We start from the raw sequence: 22,285 nt of genomic DNA on the forward strand, positions 1-22,285 counted from the left end.
CGTCCGCGGCATTGGCTGCCCCCTATGATACAATGTTGGACATCAAGCTGCTAGGAAGCCTGAGGAGGAATCAGGGTGGCCATCCAACAGACAAACGGGCTCAGCCTCATCCTTCGCCTGAAGATCAGCACGGACGCCGCGTTCAGCCAGGTGGCAACGGCCATCGGGGAAGCCGGCGGCGACATCATCGCCGTAGACGTGATCCGCGTCGAGAAGGACCACGTCATCCGCGACGTCACCGTGAACGTGCACAACGATGCCCACCGCGAGCGCGTCGTCGAATCGCTCGCCCAGCGCCCCGGAATCGAAGTCATCAACGTCTCCGACCGGACGTTCTTGGTCCACTTGGGCGGTAAGATTGAGATCCAGGCCAAGACCCCGGTCAAGAACCGCGACGACCTCTCCCGCGTGTACACGCCGGGGGTGGCCCGGGTTTGCCAAGCCATCCACGACGACCCGTCAAAAGCGTTTCAGCTGACCATTAAGCGCAACACGGTCGCCGTCGTCACCGACGGTACGGCCGTCCTGGGTTTGGGTGACATCGGGCCGGAGGCGGCCCTCCCCGTGATGGAAGGCAAAGCCATGCTGTTCAAGCAGTTCGCCGGTGTCGACGCCTTTCCCATCTGCCTGAACACCAAGGACACCGACGAGATTGTCGCCATCGTCAAAGCCATCGCACCCGGGTTCGGCGGCATCAACCTGGAGGACATCTCGTCCCCGCGCTGCTTCGAGATCGAACAGCGGTTGCGCGAAGAGCTCGACATCCCCGTCTTCCACGATGACCAACACGGCACCGCGGTGGTGATCCTGGCAGGCCTGCTCAACGCCGTCAAACTGGTCGGCAAGCAGCTGCCGGACCTGCGCGTGGTCGTGTGCGGCATCGGGGCCGCCGGCGTCGCGTGCACGAAGATCCTGCTGTCGGCGGGGGTCAAGAACGTGATCGGAGTCGATCGCGCCGGCATCATCGAACGCGATCACCCCTATGAGAACCCCATCTGGAACTGGTATGCGCACCACACCAACCCGGAGGGCCGCCGGGGCGATTTGATGGCCGCCATCACCGGGGCGGACGTGTTCATCGGCGTGTCCGGACCGGGTGTGCTCAAACCGGAGCACCTCCAGGCGATGGCGCGCGATCCGATTGTGTTCGCGATGGCCAATCCGATCCCCGAGATTCTGCCGGAAGAAGCCGAGCCCTACGTGCGCATCCTGGCCACGGGGCGTTCCGACTACCCGAACCAGATCAACAACGTCCTCTGCTTCCCGGGCATCTTCCGGGGGGCGCTGCGCGTGCGCGCGCGGGAGATCAACGAGGAGATGAAACTGGCCGCGGCGGAAGCGATTGCGGCCTGTGTGCCGGATCATCAGCTGAACGAACAGTACATCATTCCGTCGGTGTTTAACGAAGCGGTCGTCAAGTCGGTCAGCCGGGCTGTCGCCGAGGCCGCGGTCCGAACCGGCGTCGCACGGCGCGAACACGCGGTGCCCTCGTACTGAATCCCAGGCGTCTGGCGCCGGCGTACGCCGGCGCCGCCGCTGCTCGGCAGCCCGCAGCGGTTGAGGCAGCGCCCCGCTGGTGCCGCGGTGTCCGATATGACCGCCTGTAGCCTGCCGGGTTCAGGGGCGGTCAAGGACAAACCCGCCACCAAATGCGCTTCATGCAATCCACGTAATGTTTATAACGGACGTCAGAGACATCCGTGGAGACGATTGCCCGCTCGCAGTCCATGCAGATGAACTGTCCGCACACCGTAATTCCGTCCGCCTTCTCCTGCTGGCACACGATGCACTGTCGTGCCTGCTTTCCGTCCAATCCTATCACCCGTCCCATCCGTAGCCCCGGTCGAAGCGTCCCGGCAAAGCCGCGCGTTGTCCGGCGCCTCCAGCAGCCAGTATGGCTTATCACACTGGCAATCATACCTACCAAATCTGGTGAATCCCGATGGCGATCATCACCAACCCGGCGACGCAGGTGGCCCAGTTCCCCAGCTTCTTGGCGATGTAGCGCCGCCCCACGTACACCGCGGCGCCCAGCAGCACAAAGCTCGCGAACGCCACCGCGGCGGCCGTCCACACGATGCCGATGTGCACGACGCCGGCGTCGAAGCCGCCAGCCAGCGCATTGAGCGCCGCCGCCACGCCGAGGATGACCGCCTCACCCAGGTTGAGGGTGCGCGAATGATCCAAGTCGGCAGCGGCGGGATCGCGCAGAATCCGCTTGACCACGTTCCCCTCTTCCGGCAGGATCTCCTGGCGACCGCGCAAAGGCTCGGTGAGGACCCAAAGGCCGACCAGCCACATCACCACCGCTCCAGTCCAGGCCGTGAGATGGGGCGGGACGTAGCGGGTGAGGACCTCGCCAAACCAGCCGGCCACGAAGGTCGCCGCCCCCGAGATGAGGGCGATGATGGCGTTCGCCCACCACGAGATGTGGATGTGGCGGATTCCGTAGACGATGCCAAAGCTCGCATTGTCGAGGTTGGCCGCCAGCGCAATGGCGCAGATGGTCACAATGGTCGAACCCATCCGGCTCCACCCCCCGTGGACTCCTTACACCTTATGAGCCAAGGCTCGTCGCTGTTTCGGTCCGGTAAGCCGGGGGATTTCCGTGCTATAATGCTCTTGCTTCCAGAAGAGGGCCTTCGTGAGGAGCGGAGTGCGGGAGGGAGGAGGTGGCGGCGTGCAGGTGAGGAAGACTTCCAGCTTGACCCGGGGTGCGTCCGTCATGGTGGCCAGCGTGACGGCGGCCAAACTGCTCGGCCTCATCTACCTGTTCCCGCTCACCCGCCTGATCCATGACGAAGGCATCGGCATCTACTCAAACGCCTACGCCCTGTACGTCATCCTGTTGACCTTAGCGACGGCCGGATTCCCGACCGCGATGGGGAAGCTGGTGTCGGAACGGCTCGCCCTGCGCCGGTACGGAGAAGTCGAAGGACTGTACCGCATCACCGTTCGGACGGTCGTTCGGCTCGGGGTGATTTTGGCGATCCTGATGTGGTTCGGGGCTCCGCTGTACGCCAGGATGGTGGCCCTGCGGGAATCCGCGCAGGCGGTCTCGGCCCTGACCCTCTCCATCCGGGCGCTGGCCCCGGCGCTGTTGGTGGTCCCCCTGATGAGCGCCCTGCGCGGTTATCTGCAGGGATTTCAACGCTTGGAGCCGTCGGCGTACAGCCAAGCGTTGGAACAACTGGTGCGCGTGGTGGCCATCGTGATCGGCGCCTGGTGGGTGATGCGCGGTGGAGGCACCCCCGCCCTGGGGCCGCCGCCGCCACGTTCGGGGCGTTCGTCGGCGCGCTCGCCGGGCTCGTCCTGCTCCTCGTCGCGGTGCACACGGTCCGGCGGGAATTTCGATCCCGGTGGCGCCGCCCGTCCTCTCGCACCGCCGCCTCCGCCCTGCGGCGGGAGTTGTGGCAGTTGGCGCTGCCGATCAGCCTCGGCACGCTGGTGGTGCCCATCTCCGGTTTGGTGGACTCGCTGACGGTGCAGAATACGCTCTTGTTCGCAGGCTACAGCTTTCAGCACGCCACCGAGGCGTACGGCGTGCTCTCCCGGCAGGCCATGCAGCTGATCCAGTTGCCCCTGGCCTTCGCCATGGCCGTCGGAGCCTCCGTGCTGCCAGCCATCGCCCAAGCGCGCGCCCTGCGCGACCAGGCCGCCATCGAGAACCGGGTGAACGGCACCGTGCGATCCATGCTCTTCATGACCTTCCCGGTCGCCGCGGCGCTGCTGATCCTCGGCCGGCCCATCGATCAGATGCTGTACGGTTCCACCGAGGGCGCCCTCATCATCTCGAGCGTCTCATTCATGAGCGTGTTTAGCAGTCTCGAGTTGATCTCCACCTACATGCTGCAGGGCCTGAACGAGATGTACAGGCCCGTGCGCAACATGTTCCTCGGCGTGTTGGTCAAGCTCGTGCTCAACATCGCCCTCATCTTTCCGTTTCACATCTTGGGAGCGGCGATGGCGACGACCATCGGCTATCTGTTCTCGTCCGCGCTCAACGTCCTGGCGGTGAAAAAGTACGGCCATGTCCACTTCTCGGTGATCCGCCTGGCGCTGCCGTCAGCAGCCGCCGCAGCCCTCACCTGCCCGGCGCTGGCCGCAGGCAGTTGGCTCGGCTGGCACGCCATGGGCCTCGTGACCCGGGTCCCCGACCTGCTCGCGACCGCCCAGGTGGTGTTCGCCATCGCCGTCGGGGGCGCCGTCTACGTCACGGCCGCCATCGCCCTGGGCGCCGTGCAGGCAGACGAATTGCAGCGGTTGCCCGCGGTGGGCCGCCAGCTGGCCCGGGTCGCCCGGCGCCTGCGCCCCTCTTCCGCACAATCCTAGTCATGCGTACAGCCACAAGTGCAGGACGATGAGCGCCGCGACCCCGGGGATCCCGAGCAAGCCTGCGGCCATGGCGGTCATCGGGTTGAACGGCAGGTGATAGTGGACGTACTGTCCCACCCAGTTGACCGCGAATACGAACAGACACCCCAGTACCGCACTCTTGACCACCCACCAGAAGACCTGGCCCGGATAGCGCAGGACCTGGCTCGCGGCGAAAACGCCCATCAACGCCAATCCCGCCCACAGCAACAGATGGGGATTGGGCACCCGGCTTCCCTCCCTTCCCCGGTCAATCCGCCTCGTTCCAATCCCAACGGACGCCCTCGACGCGGATCCCATGACGCCGCGCGAGCTGGAACAGGTAGTTAAACTGCCTTTCCGCGGCCCCGAGCCTGAAGACCATGTGATCAATCAGCATGGGATCCGTCACCGTGTCGAACTGCAGGCGCGCGATCTCGAGCTCGCGTTTCGCGCGGCGCAGATCCCGAATGACCTGGTCGGCATCCCGTTCCCCGGCCAGGGTCGCCGCAGACTCCACTCCGGCTGTCGCGGCCGGTCCAGCCGCGAAAGACACGTGCCTGTCCTCTTTCAATGCAAACGTCCTCCCCCTGTCGCAGGCTAATAGATCATAGACAGGGAAGAGGACGATTATGACTACGACGATACCTGGATTATACTTGGCGGCGCCCCTCCAGCGCCTTCGCCAACGTCACCTCATCCGCGTACTCCAGGTCCCCGCCCACCGGAACTCCCCGCGCGATGCGCGTCACCTGAATGGGAAACGGCTTGAGCAGACGGGCGATGTACATCGCCGTGGCCTCCCCTTCGACGGTGGGATTGGTCGCCAGGATCACCTCTTCGATCTCGCTGTCCGCCACCCGCTGGAGCAACTCCCGGATGCGGATGTCGTTTGGGCCAACGCCTTCCATGGGAGAGATGGCGCCGTGCAGGACGTGGTACCGGCCGTTATACTCGTGCGTCCGCTCCATGGCCAACACGTCCTTCGGATCTTGGACGACGCACAGAACCCGGCCATCGCGTCCCGTGTCGGCACACACTGAACAAGGCGTGCGATCGGTGATGTTGCAGCAGACAGGGCACTCGTGCAGCTTCCGCTTGACGTCCAGCAGCGCAGCGGCAAACGCCGCCACGTCTTCCTCACTCATATTCAGGGTGTGAAACGCCAACCGGGCAGCCGTCTTCGGCCCGATGCCCGGCAATTTCATGAACTGCTCCACGAGCCGCGCGATGGGCTCAGGGTATCCCCACATGTCAGAACAACCCGGGCATGTTCAGGCCGCGGGTGTACTTGCCCAACTCCGCCTCCGTCAATTGGTCCACCTTTTCACCCGCGTCCCGCAGGGCCGCCAGGAGGAGGTCCTGCAGCATCTCGACGTCCTGCGGATCGACCACATCCGGTTGGATGGCCACCGCGACGACCTGCTTGTGTCCATTCATGGTCACGCGCACTGCACCGCCGCCGGCCGTCCCTTCCACGGTGCGCTCCGCCAGCGCGGCCTGCGCCTTCAGGATCTCCTCCTGCATTTTCTTGGCCTGGCGCATCAACTGATTCATGTTTTTCACGGAGGGATCACTCCTTGTCCTCGATGATCTCGACGCGATCCGCGCCGAACAAGCGCACCACGGACGCCACCAGATCATCCGCCGGGGCGGTCGCGGAGGGTTCCTGCTTCCCCTCGGGCGTCCGAGCCGGAGCGGAAGCCTGCTGAAACGACTCCCAGTCGGCCCTCAGCAAGGCCAGAACCTGCATGGCGGTGCCCATCTCCTCCGCCAGCACGGCCTCGATCACACCGCGTTCCTCCGGCTTCATCACGGCATTGCGGTGGAAGGGGCTGGTGAACGCCAACACCAGGACGTCGGGCGTTGCGAGCACTGGCTCCCCGTTGATGAGCCAGGCGTGTGTCTGGATACGGCGCTCCCGCACGCGCCGCAGCAACTCCTCCCAGCGCCCCTGGACCTGCTCCAACACGGCCGTCGACGCCTGCTTCGACAGCGTCGCCAACACTTCCATCTTACGCGATGTTCCCGTGCGCCGCACAGGTCCACGGGCAGTTCCCGCACCCGGCTTTGCGGCCGCGGGCGGTGTGGACTCCGCTGCTGGGGCCGCCGGTGTGGCCATCCCGCGGTCCGCGCCCGCCGCGCTTGCCGCGCCTGTCGCGTTGGTTGCCCCTGCAGCAGCCCCCGGGATGTTCGCCGCCGGCCCGGCGGACTGCGCCGGCGCGTTCCCCGCGCCCGTCAGGCTGGGCGCCAGCGACAGCAGGGCCGTCTCCAACGCCAAGCGCGGTTGGTCCACAAAGCGCAGATGCACGTACGTCTCGCCGAGCGCCTGGATGGCCCGCAGAAGCCACGCCTTGTCACATCGATCCGCGGTCTCCCGGTATCCTGGCCGGCTCGCCCATTCACTCCGTCCGTCGGACAGCTTGACAATAAACAAATCGCGCAGCACCTGCAACAATTCGTGCACGATGCGAGAGGCGTCCTTGCCGGCGCGGTACCAATCCATCAGAAGTTCGATCACGGCCAGCAGATCCTCCGCCACCAGCCGGTTCACGAGCTCCAGCAAGGCGGAGGAGCGCACGCCGCCCAACACCTGGGCCGCCTCCTCGGCCGTCAGGCGGCCCGAGCCGAAGGCCGCCGCCTGCTCCAGCAGACCCAGGGCGTCACGCAGGCCGCCGTCCGCCGCCTCCGCGATCTTCCACAGGGCTTCCTCCTCGTACGTCCACCCCTGATCGGCGCAGACCGTTCGCAGCCGCTCCAGAATCTGCTCCGGCTCGATGCGCCGGAAGTCGAACCGTTGGCACCGCGACACAATCGTCCCTGGGATCTTGTGCGGCTCCGTGGTGGCCAGAATGAACAGCGTATGCCCCGGCGGCTCCTCCAGCGTCTTGAGCAGGGCGTTGAACGCCTCCGGGGTGAGCATGTGCACCTCGTCGACGATGTACACCTTGCGGCTCAGCGAAGCGGGGGCATACTGCACCTTGTCCCGCAACAGGCGAATTTCCTCCACGCCGCGGTTGGACGCGGCGTCGATTTCCTCGACATCCACGCTGGCCCCCGTCGTGATGCTCCGGCAGGCCTCGCATTCGTTGCACGGTTCCGCTCCCTGTCGATGGGTGCAGTTGACCGCCTTGGCCAGCACCTTAGCGGCACTGGTCTTTCCCGTCCCGCGCGGCCCGCAGAACAGGTAGGCGTGAGCCACCTGACCGCGCAGGATGGCGTTCATCAGCGTCTGCTTGACGTGCGGTTGCCCGACCAAATCCGCAAACGTCTGCGGCCGCCACGCCCGGTACAGGGCCTGGTACGGCACGGCCACCCCCTCCTCCGCGCGCAGAAATGCCAGCGCCCGGCCGCAGGTGCCGGGCGGGCCATGCATCCTCTACAGTAACACAGGGGGTGCCTGCGGACAATCCGGGGGGCCGGGCAAACTCCGAAACGGCATGAGGAAGCGGAAGGTGGTTCCGAACCCTTTGGAGGAGACCCGGATCTCACCGCCGTGATCGAGCGCGATCCGCTGGCAGATGGCGAGCCCGAGGCCGGTCCCCCGGTCCTTGGTGGTGAAAAACACGTCGAAGATGCGATCCATCAGATAATATGGGATGCCGGGCCCGGTGTCCGATACGTCGATCTCGAGCCAGTCTCCGCTCCGCCTCGCGGCGATGGTCAACACCCCGCCAGGCTCCATGGCTTCGATGGCATTTTCCGCCAGATGCCGGATGGCCTGGGTGAGCAGAACGGGATCGGCGAGGAAGGGGGGCAGGACCTCCACCCGCCGGCACACCTGGATCCCGGCCGCTTCGGCCTGTGCCGACAGCTCCGGCTCCAGCGCTTCCAGGACGGCTTGCAGGGAGCACGGACGAGGTTGCACCCGGTGCACATGCGACAGCAGCATCAGCTCGTCGATGAGCGCCTCGACCTGGCCGATCTCCTTGAGCATGATCCGCGTGTTCTGCAGGTCTCCCGCCTGGCCCGCGGCGGAGAACTTGTGTTCCATCACCTGCAGAAAACCCTTGACCGTCGTCAGGGGATTCCTCAGTTCGTGTGCGAGCCCCGCGGCGATCTTGGCCAACGTCGCCATCTTTTCGGTCCGCTGAACGTGTTGTTCGAGCGTCCGCAGATCCCCCAGGTCCTTCATCATCATGTAGAAGCCCGCGTACACCCCGAACGGATCGAATTTATTGAAAGAGTCCGCCAGCACGTGGCGGATACGGTCACCCCTCGTCCACGTGAGGACGTGGTTTTTCAGCTCCCGTCCGGAAGTCAGCAATCCGGACAACAGTTGGTGCTCTTCCCGATCCGCAGGAAGGACATCTGCGAGCGGCACGGCCTTGCCGAGCGGCGCCTCGATGTCCAACAGCTGGTTAGCCAGTTCGTTGAACACGATCAGCGTCCCCCGTTTGTCCAGGTAGAGCAGGCCGGAGTTCATGCGCCCGACCACATTCCAACCGTCCGCGCCGACCCCCGGATCCGCGTCCCATCGCACAGCCATGCACAGCCCCCCAAGGCCGAGAATGGGGGAGATTTCGGGCTGTGCGAGGAGATTCCTGCCCGGTCGACAAAAGATCCCGGAAGCAGACAGGGTTCGACAACCCCCAGGCCCGACAAGAACACAAAAAACGCGCCTTCCGACCAAGAACCAAACCAGGCTTCCCCGCGTCGCCCGAAAGGTCTTCCTTAGTGCTGCTTCCGTCAGGACCTGACACGGTTCGGAAGTTTTCGCCGCGCGGGACCCAGTTTGGTCCTTGGTCGCAAAACGCGTCGATGTACGCTAGGCTGTCCCCGGGACTCGGGCGGTACGCCATTCGCGCGCCCGCCCATCCCCCGTCGAGACACGTATGGCGGAGAGAGTGGGATTCGAACCCACGAGCCCCGTGAAGGGCTACTCGCTTTCGAGGCGAGCTCTTTCGACCACTCAGACATCTCTCCGCGTCGACCCAAAGCGGGATTCGGTTGTCCTTCACGGCCGCGCCTGTCGCAGCGACCGGAAAAATTCCTTGAGTATCATACCACACTCTTCGCCCAGAATGCCACCGGTAATGATTGGTTGATGGTTCCACAAGCCAGGCGCCAACACGTTCATACGGGAGATCAGCGCCCCGCCCTTCGGATCGGCCGCTCCGAAGACAATCCGTGCCACGCGGGCCAGCATCGCCGCGCCGGCGCACATGGGGCACGGCTCCAGCGTGACATACAACTGACACTCGGCGAGCCGCCAGCCCCCCAAGCGGCGGCTGGCCTCCTGCAGGGCAATGAGTTCGGCGTGCGCCGTCGGATCCCGCCACGTCTCCCGCCAGTTGTGCGCCCGGGCCACGACCCGGCCCTGGTGGACGACGACGGCCCCAATCGGTACCTCGCCGAAGGAGCGTGCACGCCTGGCCTCAGCCAGGGCTTGCCGCATCCAGTGCTCGTCCTCATCCCGGCGCTCCTGCAGGAGGACGACGTCGGAGGGCCCCGGTCCCGTGTCCCGCGAACCCGCGCCTGGTGCCCATGGGCTTGAGCCCGATCCCCCAGCCGAGCGCGGGTTCATGCCGGATTCGCGCCGGGCTGCGAGCCCGGCGCCTCCCCGTCCGGGATGGCGTGGCGCGGCCGGCGCGCCACGATATCGACGGCGAGCGCCAATTCCCGCAAAACGTCCGACTGCAGCTGGGGCTCAAAATACTTGGCTTTGACGAACGCAGTCCCGTGCTCTGTGGAGACGTAGTGGCTCGGCAGGTGATTCAAAGCGATGGCCAGGATGTCGTCGATACACTGACTGCAACCGCAGCGCACTAAGCCCCGTTTCAAATACGCGTCCTCGAGCAAGGACCGCACCATCGTCTCCGTGACATTGTACACGGCCATCCGTCCCCGCCTCCGTCCGTCAGCCCAGGCCGCGTCCAGCGGCCCTGCCTCTGGGCTTCCGTTCCTTGCCATCATCATACAACACCGAGTCGTCTCCTAAAAGGTCCGCGCGCGGCAGTAGGCCCGGACGTGTTCAGCGAATTCGGCCGCCATCCCGCGCAGAGTGCCCGGCATACAGACGAGGCGGGTGTGCGCCACGGGCAGCGGAAAGTGCGGGAAGGGCACCTCCAGCACGGTGCCCCGGAGCAGCTCGCGGCGGACGGTGGACGCCGGCAGAAACGACACGCCGAGGCGATCCACCACCCATTGAATCGTGACGTGGACCTGGCTCACGCGGAGGGTGCGCAGAGGATGAATCCGGCGGAGTTGCAGCAGGAGATCCTCCCAATACTCCGGGTGGTTGTGCGTGAGCAACGGGTACACCTCCAACAGCTCGTCGGCCGCCGGCAGGATGCCGTCCACGTCGCCGACGTCCGCGGGCGCGATGAACACCACCGGGTCCGCATAGAGTGCCTCGGCGACCAGGTGCGGATGCTCGACGCCCAGGCGTGACAGCCCGAAATCACACAGCCCCTCCATCACCGCCTTGGCGATGTCCACGGATTCCATGACCTGGATGGCAAATTCCACATCAGGCCGCTCCCGCGTGAAACGCCGGATACAGTCGGGCAACACCGTGGTGGCCACCAGCGGGGAGGCCGCCACGCGGACGGTATGCGCATATCCCTGCTGCCACCGAAACAGATCCTCGCGCGCGGCGTCATCCGCTTCCACCATGGCCCTGGCGTGGTTCAGATAGCGCCGGCCGGCCGGCGTCAGCCGCACACTCCGGCCCGTGCGCTCGAACAGCGCGACGCCGAGCGTCTGTTCGAGCTTCTGAATGTGGACGCTGACGGTCGGTTGCGCCAAATGCAGCCGTTCGGCCGTCCGGCTGAAGTTGCCCGTCTGTGCGGCGGTGACGAACGTGCGCAGCCATTGCAGGTCCATGCCGGAACCTCCTATTACGTTTCATAATCGAAATATGCATTTATATTCATTATACAAAATCGATACACAGCGCTATGCTCAACGTACGGAACCCTGACAGGGGAACCAGACCTGGCCATCAAAAGGAGGAAGCCACATGACGAACACGCGTGGATTGGAAGGCGTGGTGGCGGCGGAGACAGAACTGTCGCTGGTCGACGGGGAGCGAGGCCACCTGGTGTTCAGAGGGCACTGGGCGCGCGAGCTGGCGCGATCCCGCCGCTTCGAAGACGTGGCCCATCTGCTGTGGACGGGCAGGCTGCCGGCGCCGGAGGAGGCCTCGGCGTGGCAGGCGCAAATGGCTGCAGCGCGGACGCTGCCCGAACACGTGTGCCGGGTGATCGACGCCCTCCCGCCCGAGATGGACATGATGAGCGTGGTGCGTACTGCGGTCTCTGCGCTCGGAGCAGCGCAGGACTGGCCCCCCAGCCTGTCCGACGCCATCCGATTCACGGCCGCGGTCCCGACCATCATCGCCTACCGGCACGCGCGCAGCGAGGGCCGCTCGCCAGTGGCGCCGCGTTCAGACCTGTCCCATGTGGCGAACTACCTGTACATGCTCACCGGCCGCGACCCCGCGCCGGAACACATCCGGGCGCTCGAGGCATACCTGGTGATCACGATGGAGCATGGCATGAACGCGTCCACCTTCACGGCGCGCGTCGTCACCTCAACGCAGTCGGACATGGCCTCCGCCCTGGCGGCCGCCATCGGCGCCATGAAGGGACCGCTGCACGGCGGGGCGCCGGCCGGCGTCATGGACATGCTGGAGCAAATCGGAACGCCCGACCGGGCCGAGTCATGGATCCGCTCCGCCCTCGCGAGAGGTGAACGGCTGATGGGCTTCGGGCACCGGGTGTACAAGACGACCGATCCTCGCGCCCTGGCGCTGCGGGACGTGGTGATGGAACTGGCAGGCGAGGATCCGTGGTTTTCCTTGGCGACCCAGGTGGAGGACATCGCCATCCGGTTGTTGGAGGAGCATAAGCCGGGGCGGCGCCTGTACACGAACGTCGAGTACTGGGCGGCGGCCGTCCTGCGGTCGGTGGGCATCCCGAAGCCGCTGTACACCGCAACCTTCACGGCGAGCCGGACGGTGGGCTGGAGCGCGCACATCCTGGAGCAGGCGGCCCACAACCGGCTCATCCGCCCGCAGTCGGTGTACGTGGGGAAGATGCCCGCCATCCTTCGACCACAGGACGATGTATGAGATGTATGAATACTTGGCCCTGCCGGAATGGGGCGGCGCCTGCGCGCCGCCCCCAGGCGACACCGTTCACCGCTTCGGGTTTCCCAGCCACCCTCACTGAACGGGGACCTGGTGTTTTCGGCACCAATCCGAGACCGCACGGGCGAAGCGCTGCTTGTCCTCTTCGGACCGTGCGCGAAAGGCGCGCATCAGCGCCGGCAGATACTTTCCCTTGCGATAGACGGTGACAGCGCCGCCCGAAAGCACCACTCTCTCCATCTCCTTCGCCTCGATGCGGCGGATCTCCCGGCCCCGGCGCATCACCACGATCGCCTTTGGGTCCAACACCAGTGAGGACCGCGACCACAGCCGCCAGATCATCCACACCAGCACCCCCGCCTCCACCACCGCCATACCGATGGCCACCCAGTATGTGTAGCGGCCGGCGGGGATGAGATTGAGAACGGCCAGGACGAACGTGATCGCCAAGGCCGTCATCCAGGCGTTCTCCCGCGTGGGGATCTCCTTGTCCAATGGGGTCACCTCCGCCGTAGTGCGCCACAGGGCGCCTCGTCCCCAGTCTAAACGGCCTGCGCCCCGCGCGTCCACACCCGTGCTTGAGACAGTGCGCTCGCGCCCGGGTTCCGCCCGTCACCTCGCGCCCAGGGACTGCATAAGGTATGGCGTCATCTGGGCGCGGCAGCGTCCGCAAGCTGGGAATCGAGGGAGGCGCTGACGGAATGTGCGGAATTGCAGGCTGGATTGACTGGGAGCGCGACTTGCGGCGCGAGGAGAATGTGGTGCGTGCGATGGCGTCCACGATGGCCTGCCGCGGCCCGGACGCAGACGGAGTCTACCTGTCGAAGTCCGCGGCGTTCGGGCACCGCCGTCTGGTGGTGGTGGACCCAGCCGGAGGCGCCCAACCGATGACGCGCCGCTGCGGCGAACGCAGCTACACCATGGTCTACAACGGCGAGCTGTACAACACCGAAGATCTCCGCAGCGAACTGAAGGCCCTTGGGTACACGTTCCAATCCTACTCGGACACCGAGGTCCTGCTCGTCTCGTACATCGCCTGGGGAGAGGCGTGCGTCGGGAAGCTGAACGGCATCTTCGCCTTCGCCATCTGGGACGAAGGCGAGCGGCGGCTGTTCATGGCCCGCGACCGGCTGGGTGTCAAGCCGCTGTTCTATGCACGGCGCGGATCGAGCTTTTTGTTCGCGTCCGAGTTGAAGGGACTGCTCGCGCATCCGTTGGTCGATCCGGTCGTCGACGCGGAGGGCCTCGCCGAGGTGTTCGCCATCGGCCCGGCGCGCACGCCCGGCCACGGGATCTTCAAAGACGTCTACGAGCTGCGCCCCGGCCACGCCCTGGTGGCCACGCGGGATCATGTCCGCATCCGCGCCTACTGGAAGCTGGAGAGCCACGAGCACACGGACGACCTGGACACGACGGTGGAGACGGTGCGCGGTCTGCTCATCGACACGGTGCAGCGGCAACTGGTCTCCGACGTGCCTGTTTGCACGTTCCTCTCCGGCGGCGTCGACTCGAGCGCTGTCACCGCCATCGCGGCAGATTACTACCGTGTGCAAGGGCGAGAGCCGCTGCACACGTTCGCCATCGAGATCGAGGACATGGAGAAGTATTTCAAAGCGAACGCATTCCAAAAGAGCCTCGACGCTCCATACGCCCAGCGCGTATCGGAGCACCTGGGAACGGTGCATCACCGGGTGGTCTTCAGCATGAGGGAGATGATCGACCACCTGCTCACACCGCTCGCCTGGCGCGACGTTCCGGGGATGTGCGACATCGACGTGTCCATGTACCTGTTCTGCCGGGAGATCAAGCGGACGCACACCGTCGCCCTTACGGGCGAGGCGGCAGACGAAGTGTTCGGCGGATACCCGTGGTTCCACCGCGAAGAGGCGCTCCAGGCGGACACGTTCCCGTGGTCGCTTCGGCTGAGTGATCGAGTAAACATCCTGTCTGAGGAACTGAGGGGATGGATCCGGCCGTTCGAGTACGTGGCCGACCGCTACCGGGAGGCGCTGGCGGAGGTGCCGGTGCTGCCGGGGGAGGACCCGCACGAGGCGCGCGTGCGGGAGATCGGGTATCTCAGCATCACCCGTTTCCTGCCCACGCTGCTCGATCGCAAGGACCGGATGAGCATGGGGGCGAGCCTGGAGGCGCGCGTACCCTTCTGCGATCACCGCCTGGTGGAATACGTCTTCAACGTCCCCTGGGCGATGAAAGCGTGCGACGGCGAGATCAAAGGACTGCTGCGACGCGCGGCGCGGGGCATGCTCCCGGAGGACGTGCTGTACCGCAAGAAGAGCCCATACCCCGGCACACCGAACCCGGAGTACCTGGAGGCGACGCGCACCCGCGCCCTGCAGGTCCTGGACGATCCCGCCTCCCCGCTCCGCCCGCTGGTGGACGTGGCCGCGATCCGCGGGCTGGCGGAAGCAAGCAGGCAGCCGGGCGAGCACCGGCCGTGGTTCGGCCAGATCCTCGGCACGGCCCAACTGTTCCATTACCTGTTGGAAATTGACGAGTGGATGCGCCGCTATCACGTGCGATTGGCTTGAACTGCGTGCCCCGAACCGTGGCCATGGCCTTCGGCATGGCCCTGTTCGGCCAGGCACCGGTCGAGCACGCCGGCACGCCACTTGAGGCCGAGCCATCCGATGAACATCACCGCGGCGGCGACCCAGAACGGGACCTGCACGCCATAGGCGTCCTTCAGGAGCCCGTCCAGGACGGGCGCCACCGCCGCCCCTGACCAGCGCAGGAAGTTGTAGGTCCCGGAAGAGATGGACCGCGAAAACGGAGACACTTCCATCGCCAACGTGGTGAACAGCGCGTTCGAGATGCCGCAGAAGAACCCCGACACGATGATCACGATGACCAGCCAGTGCTGCTGATTCACCAACGCAGCGGCCACCAGGACGGCCACCATGCACAGCAGGTTCAGGTCCAGCATCCGAACCGGCCCCATCAGCGGACGCAACCAGTTCACCACGAAGACTGACGAGATCCCGACCAACACGCCCCAGGCGAAGAACACGACGCCCAAGCCCAGTGCACTGACGGAGGTCATCGTGATGGGCGAGTAGGCGAGAATCGTGAAGAACGCGAAACTGTATGTCAGGCCGATGAGCGCGTTGGAGATGACGCCCGGATGCTTCATGGCCCGGAACAGGTCGGCCGCTGTGCGCGGCGCCTCCTTCTTGCCCGTGTCGCGCACCAAGGTCAAGGTCAAGATCAGGGCGATCAGCATGAGGGTCGACGTGCCCGCAAACGGCAGGCGCCAGTGGATGCTGCCGAGGAAGCCGCCGAGCAGCGGCCCGGACGCCATGCCGAGGCCGAGCGCGGCTTCATACAGCGTGATCGCCGCCGCCATCCCGCCGGAGGACGCCCCGACGATGATGGACAGGGCCGTCGACGTGAAGAACGCGTTGCCGAGTCCCCAGCCGCCGCGGAACAGGGCCAGCACGCCGATGTTCGGAGCCAGCGCGCACAGCCCGGCAAAGATCACGACCAGAGACAGGCCCACGATCAGCACCCGGTGGGCGCCAAACTTCGTGGAGAGCACGCCCGACAGCAACATGGCCAACGCCATCACGGCGATGTAGCTGGTGAAGAGCCATTCAACCGCGAACGCCGACGCGTGCATGGCCTTCAGGATGGAGGACAAAATCGGATCGACGACGCCGATGCCCATGAAGGCGATCAGGGTCGCAAACGCCGTCGCCCACACGGCCGGCGAAAACTTCTTCCCCACGTGAACTCAACCTCCTTGCCACCTGACTTCTGGATCTTTCATTTCGATTCCCGAAATACAACAATACGCATCATACCACGGGTTCACGCCGTCCCGCCAGGGATGAAGGTGGGCACGTCTGTCGGATAAAACGGTTTCAAAATGGATAATTTCGCCGTTGTCCGGTCACAGCGGTTACACATCCCGGGATTTCGGCGTCAAAATGGATGACATCCCCTGGGAGGTGATGTTCATGCAGGACGATCCGTTGGCTGAACAAATCCGCGACGCGCTGCGCGAACCGGCGCTCGGCGACCGGCGGGAGGCGATCTGGGCGCGCCTCCAGTCCCGCGTCGGCGAGCCACTGGCCGGCAGTGTGGTTCGCAAGTGGCCCCGGTACGCACGCCAGGCCGCTGCCGTCGCCGCGGCCGTACTGGTGTGCGGGTTGGCGGCGACGGCAGTGGTGCAACACCGCGGCCTCCCTGGTCCGGACCCTGCGGCGGCGGTGCGCGTCGCGCTCGCGTTGTCCGGTGTCCTGTTCGACGGGCTCAGCCTCGCGCCTCGGCAGGCCTTGCGCGGATTCGTTTCTCCCGACGGCAACTGGCTGCTGCGCGCCACGGACGTGGTGAGCCTGGATGGTCAAACCTGTCCCTTGCCGGGGGATTACCCGGGTTTGTATGCCCTGTACGGATCGACCCCTCAAGGGGATCTCATCTTGATGTCATCGGTAAACAACGCCCTGAAGACCTTGCTCGATCCCCGCACGGGACGTTCGTCTCCCTTCCCGCTCGATACCGGGGCGGACGTCGCATGGGCGGCGGCGCGAAGCCCGCAGGGGGTGTGGGCGAAGGTGGAGGGGAATGATGCGGGAGCCGGCCCCGGAGTGAAGACGTGGGTGACGGTGGGGGGTAAGGTGATCCCGGGCACCGAGTCGGCTGACGGCAGCCCCCAGGTGGCGTGGAGCCCGGACGGTCGGACGCTTGCCATCACGCTGGACAACGGATCGAAGCTTCAAATCCTCCTGGTGCGCCCAGGCGTGGGTCGTCCGGAAGTGGTGGCGCAGGGCGCTTGGCCAGCAACAGGTTCGGTCGGCGGGCCGGCGCTGGGAGATTCGAATCTAGCATGGTCCCCTTCCGGACGATACGCGGCGGCCTCTTCTGGCGACCTGCTGGTGGTGTACGACGCGGAGAGTGGCCGGTTCTCCCGTCTCGACCTCCCTTCGGATGGCCGGTGGGCGTGGGGACCAGGACCCGATACGTTGTGTGCGGTCGTTCCGGAGGGCCTGCGCACCCGCGCCGAGATCCTCGATCCGGCCGACCCGTCGGGGCCGCCGTCGGCGACGTTGCACCTGGACGGGCGGATGGCGGACCTCGTTTCGACGGGAGACGGGCTGGTCATGCAGACCTCGGAAGGCCGGTTGGTGAGTGTGGACGAGCGGGATCGACCGACGATCCTGGCCGAAGATGTACAGGTCTGGTGGTACAACGCGAGTCGCCGGTCGGTGTACTTCGTCCGGAAGACGGATTCGGCGACGCTCTGGTGCGTTACCCTCCCCTGGGCGGCCCGAGGTGACGCGCCATGATGACGAGCGACGAATTCCGGACCCTGTACGAGGAGCACTTCGAGGCGGTTGCGGCATTCGTGTACCACTGCATGGGCGGAGGCGGGCACGCGTGGAACGACCTGGACGACATCGTCCAGCGCGTGTTCATCAAGGTGGCCCAAAACTACGGCCGGTTTCGCGGACAAAGTTCTGTGAGGACGTGGATTTTGGCGATCGCGCGCAATGAGATCGCCAGCTTTCACCGGGCCCGCCGACACATTCGTCAGGAGTTTCCATCGGGAGATACACCACTGGAAGGAGTGGCCATGGCGGAGTCCGCCGAGGACGAGGCCATCCATCGCGACGAGCGGATGCGGCTGCGCGCCCTGGTGTGGGCCCTCCCGATGCCGATGCGGGCAGTCGTGGTCCTGATGGTTTACCATGGGCTCACGTCTGCGGAGGCGGGACAGGTGATGGGGTGGTCTGCCGCGCGCGTGCGCGTCACCTACCATCGGGCGCTGCGGCGATTGCGAAAGCAGGTGGAGACAGCTGGCCAAGTCGACATGCAGATAGCGGGTCAAGTCGAGGTGGACGCGGGGGCTCAACAGGGCTAGGTCCCGGGCTGAGTGCCGGGGCCGCTACGTCCGCCGGCTCCGGTTTTCGTACAAACACCCGGTTTCAGCCGCCGTGGAATCAGACAAACATCGAGAGACTGCGCCACCTTTGTGTTCCGCAGTTTCCACTTGGCAGTACCCCAGATGTGTCGGTTGGCGGGCCCTCCCGGGCCCGCCAACAATTCTATCCCCGCCTGCTGGCCGCATCGGACCGGATCTGATACGAAAGGTCAATACGCCGTCCACCCCGCGTCGGCCACGAGGACGACGCCGTTCACAAAACTGGAATCATCCGAGGCCAGGAAGAGCGCCACCCGCGCAATCTCTTCCGGCTGTCCTACGCGCGGATTCAGATTCATGCCCGCCATGGCCCGCTCCACGCCGAGATACGATGGATCCAAGTTCGGCGCATCGGCCATGATGTTGGTCGCCACACCCCCCGGGGCGATGGCATTGCAGCGAATGCCGAATTTGGCGTACTGGAACGCGACGTTCTTCGTCAACCCGACGACGGCGTGTTTGGAAGCCGTATAGGCAGCGCCGGCCCGCGAGCCGTACAACCCGCCGACGGATGCCGTGTTGATGATCTTGCCGCCGCCCTGTTTCATCATGATGGGAAGCGCACGCCGGATGGCACGCATTGGCCCCGTCACGTTCACCGCAAACACGCGCTCCCACAACTCATCCGTCACATCCGCCGCCGCCGTCATCTTGTCCATGATGCCAGCGTTGTTGACCAGAATATCGAGACCGCCGAACTGGTTGACCGCCGTATCAATCATGTTTTGAACGTCCTCTTCTTTTGCGACGTTGGCCACCACACCAACCGCCGTCCCGCCGGCCTCACGAATTTCGGAAACGACAGCATCCAAAGCCGGCTGGGCAATATCTGCCAGAACCACCTTTGCTCCTTCGGCAGCGAACAATTTCGCCATGGCTCGTCCCATTCCTGAGCCCGCACCCGTTATGACCGCGACCTTGTTCTCCAGTTTCATCCCGGAACACCGTCCCCGTGTTCGTATTGAGCTGCCGTGCTGCCTTGTGTGCGCCTGCCACCTGCCGACCCTGTCATCGCCGTGCCTTCGCATCACCTACCCGATGAAGGTTGCGAACTTGCCTGCCCCGCCAACTGGGCCAGCACCGCCTCCAATTGTTTCAGGTCCTTCCCGGCCGCTTCGAAGTCCCCCTTCGCCGTGTCCGCCTCGTACTGGCGCAGCAATTGGCTGGCCTGCTGGGCGAGTTGGGCCGTGTTCGATCCGGTCGCCGTCCCGCCGGGAGCCCCACCGGCCTGACTCGCACCGCCCGGGCCTGTGCCACCGCCGCCGGTCCCCGCCCCGCCGGTTGGGGCGTTCGGCGCAGGCTGACTGCCGTTTTGCGCCTGGAGCAAGTCCTGCAGCGCGGCGCCGAGGGAGTTGTCCATGAACACCTGCTTGTTGTAATCGACGATGACCCTGGCCAGCTGCGGCAGGGAATTCTGGCGGTTGGCCACCAGGTACACGGGCTCCACGTACAGGATCGCATCTCCGACGGGCAGAAGCAGCAGGTCCCCCCGCACCACGTGCGATCCCTGCTGGTTCCACAACGACAGCTGGCTGGAGATGCCGGGGTCGGCGTCAATCTGGTTCTCCGCCTGCATCGGACCGAACACCAGGGTGGACTGCGGGAACTGATACACCGTCAGGTGTCCGTAGCGGCCCGGCTCATTGTCCGCGACGAACCAGCCGTTCAGGTTGTCCTTGTTGGCTGGCGTGAAGAGCGCGCTCAGCACGAAGTGCGGCGCCGTCTCGCCCGGCATGCGCACCATCTGGTACACCGGCGGCCGCACCTGCTTCTCGTTCTGTTGGTAGATCTGGGTCGCGATGGCCCACAGGTCTTCCTGGTTGTAGAACGACGCCGCGTCCGTCATGTGGTAGCGCGTCAACGCCTGCGCCTGAGCTTGGAACAGGTCCTGCGGGTAGCGGAAGTGAGCCGCCACGTCCGCCGGCACCTGGGTGGTGAACAGCGTCGGGTACAACCGCATCAGGCTTTGGATCATCGGATCCGACGGATCGACAACGTAATACGTCACCTTGCCGGTGTACGCGTCGATGGTCACCTTCACCGAATTGCGGATGTACGCGGCGCCGAGGAAAGACTGCGCGTACGGAATGTGACTCGAGGCCGTGTAGGCATCGAGCATCCACTCGATGTGACCCTGGCCGTCGATGAACGGATACGCATCCTGGTCGTATCGCAAGAAGGGCGCGATGTCCTGAACCCGTTGATAGATGTCGCGATCGAACAGGTACAGCGACTGGGGCGTGATCTGGTCGCTCGTGTAAAAACGCAAACTTTGGTGCGCAATCGCGAGCATCCAGCGGTTGCCTTGTACCGGCAGGCCATACCCACCCTGGTAGTGGGACGTGTGATCAGAGGAGCCGACCGGGTAGTCGAACTCCGGCTCCCGGCTGGGCGCGATGACGTCCGTGTTCATCCGCCCGAAGTAGATCTCCGGCCGGGTGATGGCCGGCAGCGGCGCCTGGGAGACTTGCGGCGTGTCCTTGGCCAGCATGGCGGGCAGGCCGTCCTGATCGACCTGGTTCACTGGACTTGCCGCCAGACCGTATCCGTGCGTATACACCAAGGTGCGGTTGATCCACGTCTGCACCGGCACCTTGTTCACATCCATCTGGCGCGCCCCGACATACACCTCCTGGCCGTCGTAGCGGTCAACCGACACCTGGTCGAAGTGAAAATAGCTCTTGAAGCTCTGCAGCTGGTTGTAGATGTCGGTGGTCTGGCCCTGGTCGTTGATGCGGGCGTTGTCGAGGGTGGGCTTGTCGTTGTCCACCGCCGCCCGGGTCAAGGCTGGAGCCGGGGTGAACGGTTTTTGCTCGACGTGATCGATCCCGATGGCCCACTGGGTCATGTCGATGGTCTTCTGGATGTACGGCAGTTCGACCGTGTTCTGATTCGGGTGCACGTACAGGGCGTTGATCAGGCCGCCGACGACGCCTGTCACCACCAGACTCGCCACGTACCCGGAAAACGCCCACAATACCGGCCGAAGACCCCGCCAGCGCAGGACCACCATCCCGTCCCGCAACTGCAGGACACGGTCCACGCGCACCGCCAGCCACAGCACGAGCACCGCCGCAACGGCCAGCAACAACGTGTGCACCACCGAGAACACCGGGATGGACAGGCGGGCGCTGACAAACCCCGGACCGAACAAAAACGACCCATTGCCCTCCTGCAACTCGGCCAGATAGCGCGCGAACCAGGAGATGGCCGTGAAGCAGACCAGAGCGCCCCCGATGAGCGCCAGCACCACCCGCGCCTCCCGCCGGATCAGGGTAGGCAGGTCGACGCGGGAGATGGTCACCCGCTGCATCGCCAGGCTCACCGCCAACGCCGCCATGCGGACGGCTGCGAGCAGCAGCAGCGTCCCGGCCAGGCGTCCGGCCAGGCCGACGCACAGGGGCAGTTGATACACGAAGAACGCCAGGTCGAGGTGAAAGAGCGGATCGGTCCGCCCAAAGGGCTGGTGTTGGAAAAACAGCATCCAGTCGGTGGCGTTCAGATACCACACCGCATAGCCCAGCACGAATCCCACCGCCACGGCGGGCCAGCGCACCAGCGCGTACGCCCATCGCGGGAGGTGCTCGGCGAAGGGCCGCACCGCCCAGGCGCCGAGCAGGGCGTACAGAACCGCCCCACCCCAGCGGGTGCACAGTTCAAACACCATGTTCTTGCTGTAGACGTCTCCGTATCCCAACGCCACGTGCAACCGCAGGTCGTACAGCCGGTGGAACCACACGTGGCCAATCAGCAACAACAACACGACGCCCGCGAGGACCCGAAAGCCTCGCGGAACGCGGCGCGGCACCAGCCGCTTGGTCTTCCGGACGATCACGATGGACGTCTGCCTCCTCTTCGTCAGGCGAAGTACCCGTTCGCCTCTCCGCTGGCCCATC

Annotated in this window: 21 protein-coding genes, 1 tRNA gene, 1 other RNA gene and 1 pseudogene; 7 read left to right on the forward strand and 17 right to left on the reverse strand. The window is 65.3% G+C overall.

Annotation, left to right across the window (positions count from 1 at the left end):
• Window positions 1–75 precede the first annotated feature (75 nt).
• Window positions 76–1,497 (forward strand): NAD-dependent malic enzyme, encoded by a 1,422-nt coding sequence (locus tag N687_RS0111355; protein WP_029421969.1) that lies wholly within the window; start codon window positions 76–78, stop codon window positions 1,495–1,497.
• Between the two features lie 130 nt (window positions 1,498–1,627).
• On the opposite strand, the gene N687_RS0111360 is transcribed toward N687_RS0111355, so the two are convergent.
• Together N687_RS0111360 and N687_RS0111365 are read right to left on the reverse strand one after the other, a co-directional pair.
• Window positions 1,628–1,918: a sigma factor G inhibitor Gin gene (locus tag N687_RS0111360; protein WP_331280137.1), complete on the reverse strand. Its 291-nt coding sequence runs from the start codon at window positions 1,916–1,918 to the stop codon at window positions 1,628–1,630.
• A gap of 2 nt (window positions 1,919–1,920) precedes the next feature.
• Window positions 1,921–2,526 carry a manganese efflux pump gene (locus N687_RS0111365; RefSeq protein ID WP_029421971.1) on the reverse strand — a complete coding sequence of 202 codons (606 nt, stop codon included), beginning with the start codon at window positions 2,524–2,526 and terminating at the stop codon, window positions 1,921–1,923.
• A 199-nt stretch (window positions 2,527–2,725) separates the two neighbouring features.
• On the opposite strand from N687_RS0111365, the pseudogene N687_RS24785 reads away from it, so the two are divergent.
• A pseudogene (locus N687_RS24785) lies at window positions 2,726–3,172 on the forward strand (oligosaccharide flippase family protein); the annotation flags it as partial.
• Between the two features lie 53 nt (window positions 3,173–3,225).
• Complete coding sequence (locus tag N687_RS21040) at window positions 3,226–4,332, forward strand: polysaccharide biosynthesis C-terminal domain-containing protein (protein ID WP_231493460.1); 1,107 nt, start codon at window positions 3,226–3,228, stop codon at window positions 4,330–4,332.
• Here the strand turns inward: N687_RS21040 and N687_RS0111375 are convergent, their stop codons facing one another.
• The 11 genes from N687_RS0111375 to N687_RS0111420 form a co-directional block, all read right to left on the reverse strand.
• Window positions 4,333–4,602, reverse strand: coding sequence for a pro-sigmaK processing inhibitor BofA family protein (locus N687_RS0111375; protein WP_029421972.1), 270 nt, complete (start codon window positions 4,600–4,602; stop codon window positions 4,333–4,335). It lies immediately after the preceding gene.
• A 22-nt stretch (window positions 4,603–4,624) separates the two neighbouring features.
• Window positions 4,625–4,927 (reverse strand): DUF2508 family protein, encoded by a 303-nt coding sequence (locus N687_RS0111380; RefSeq protein ID WP_035462190.1) that lies wholly within the window; start codon window positions 4,925–4,927, stop codon window positions 4,625–4,627.
• Between the two features lie 79 nt (window positions 4,928–5,006).
• On the reverse strand, window positions 5,007–5,606 hold the full coding sequence (recR, locus tag N687_RS0111385) for a recombination mediator RecR (protein WP_029421974.1): 600 nt from the start codon (window positions 5,604–5,606) through the stop codon (window positions 5,007–5,009).
• A gap of 1 nt (window position 5,607) precedes the next feature.
• Window positions 5,608–5,919: a YbaB/EbfC family nucleoid-associated protein gene (locus N687_RS0111390; protein ID WP_029421975.1), complete on the reverse strand. Its 312-nt coding sequence runs from the start codon at window positions 5,917–5,919 to the stop codon at window positions 5,608–5,610.
• A gap of 7 nt (window positions 5,920–5,926) precedes the next feature.
• On the reverse strand, window positions 5,927–7,663 hold the full coding sequence (dnaX, locus tag N687_RS0111395; RefSeq protein WP_029421976.1) for a DNA polymerase III subunit gamma/tau: 1,737 nt from the start codon (window positions 7,661–7,663) through the stop codon (window positions 5,927–5,929).
• Window positions 7,664–7,732: 69 nt separating this feature from the next.
• Window positions 7,733–8,842, reverse strand: coding sequence for a two-component system sensor histidine kinase NtrB (locus N687_RS0111400; protein ID WP_051663175.1), 1,110 nt, complete (start codon window positions 8,840–8,842; stop codon window positions 7,733–7,735).
• A gap of 147 nt (window positions 8,843–8,989) precedes the next feature.
• An RNA gene (ffs, locus tag N687_RS23110) (signal recognition particle sRNA small type) lies at window positions 8,990–9,089 on the reverse strand.
• Window positions 9,090–9,189: 100 nt separating this feature from the next.
• Window positions 9,190–9,279: transfer RNA gene (locus N687_RS0111405), tRNA-Ser, on the reverse strand.
• A 31-nt stretch (window positions 9,280–9,310) separates the two neighbouring features.
• On the reverse strand, window positions 9,311–9,784 hold the full coding sequence (tadA, locus tag N687_RS0111410) for a tRNA adenosine(34) deaminase TadA (protein WP_035463145.1): 474 nt from the start codon (window positions 9,782–9,784) through the stop codon (window positions 9,311–9,313).
• Window positions 9,785–9,876: 92 nt separating this feature from the next.
• A complete protein-coding gene (locus tag N687_RS0111415) occupies window positions 9,877–10,194 on the reverse strand; it encodes a late competence development ComFB family protein (protein WP_029421979.1) in 318 nt (105 codons plus the stop codon).
• A 96-nt stretch (window positions 10,195–10,290) separates the two neighbouring features.
• A complete protein-coding gene (locus N687_RS0111420) occupies window positions 10,291–11,181 on the reverse strand; it encodes a LysR family transcriptional regulator (RefSeq protein WP_051663176.1) in 891 nt (296 codons plus the stop codon).
• Between the two features lie 136 nt (window positions 11,182–11,317).
• On the opposite strand from N687_RS0111420, the gene N687_RS0111425 reads away from it, so the two are divergent.
• Window positions 11,318–12,430: a citrate synthase/methylcitrate synthase gene (locus N687_RS0111425; protein WP_029421981.1), complete on the forward strand. Its 1,113-nt coding sequence runs from the start codon at window positions 11,318–11,320 to the stop codon at window positions 12,428–12,430.
• Window positions 12,431–12,523: 93 nt separating this feature from the next.
• On the opposite strand, the gene N687_RS23895 is transcribed toward N687_RS0111425, so the two are convergent.
• The gene (locus N687_RS23895; protein ID WP_029421982.1) at window positions 12,524–12,943 is read right to left on the reverse strand and encodes a hypothetical protein; all 420 of its coding nucleotides are present in this window, start codon (window positions 12,941–12,943) and stop codon (window positions 12,524–12,526) included.
• 206 nt (window positions 12,944–13,149) lie between these two features.
• On the opposite strand from N687_RS23895, the gene asnB reads away from it, so the two are divergent.
• The gene (gene asnB / locus N687_RS0111435) at window positions 13,150–14,997 is read left to right on the forward strand and encodes an asparagine synthase (glutamine-hydrolyzing) (protein WP_029421983.1); all 1,848 of its coding nucleotides are present in this window, start codon (window positions 13,150–13,152) and stop codon (window positions 14,995–14,997) included.
• Here asnB and N687_RS0111440 read toward each other — a convergent pair.
• A complete protein-coding gene (locus N687_RS0111440; protein ID WP_051663177.1) occupies window positions 14,979–16,193 on the reverse strand; it encodes an MFS transporter in 1,215 nt (404 codons plus the stop codon). The genes asnB and N687_RS0111440 overlap by 19 nt on opposite strands.
• A gap of 232 nt (window positions 16,194–16,425) precedes the next feature.
• Here N687_RS0111440 and N687_RS23900 point away from each other — a divergent pair, with 232 nt between their 5' ends.
• Together N687_RS23900 and N687_RS0111450 are read left to right on the forward strand one after the other, a co-directional pair.
• Window positions 16,426–17,754, forward strand: a complete 1,329-nt coding sequence (locus N687_RS23900; RefSeq protein ID WP_156040119.1) for a PD40 domain-containing protein — start codon at window positions 16,426–16,428, stop codon at window positions 17,752–17,754.
• The gene (locus tag N687_RS0111450; protein ID WP_035462194.1) at window positions 17,754–18,329 is read left to right on the forward strand and encodes an RNA polymerase sigma factor; all 576 of its coding nucleotides are present in this window, start codon (window positions 17,754–17,756) and stop codon (window positions 18,327–18,329) included. Before N687_RS23900 ends, N687_RS0111450 begins: the two co-directional genes overlap by 1 nt.
• Before the next feature lie 230 nt (window positions 18,330–18,559).
• Here N687_RS0111450 and N687_RS0111455 read toward each other — a convergent pair whose 3' ends face one another.
• Complete coding sequence (locus N687_RS0111455; protein ID WP_029421987.1) at window positions 18,560–19,324, reverse strand: SDR family oxidoreductase; 765 nt, start codon at window positions 19,322–19,324, stop codon at window positions 18,560–18,562.
• A gap of 92 nt (window positions 19,325–19,416) precedes the next feature.
• The gene (locus N687_RS0111460) at window positions 19,417–22,224 is read right to left on the reverse strand and encodes a UPF0182 family protein (RefSeq protein WP_029421988.1); all 2,808 of its coding nucleotides are present in this window, start codon (window positions 22,222–22,224) and stop codon (window positions 19,417–19,419) included.
• Window positions 22,225–22,285 lie beyond the last annotated feature (61 nt).

The organism is Alicyclobacillus macrosporangiidus CPP55, from assembly GCF_000702485.1.
Taxonomy (GTDB): domain Bacteria; phylum Bacillota; class Bacilli; order Alicyclobacillales; family Alicyclobacillaceae; genus Alicyclobacillus_H; species Alicyclobacillus_H macrosporangiidus_B.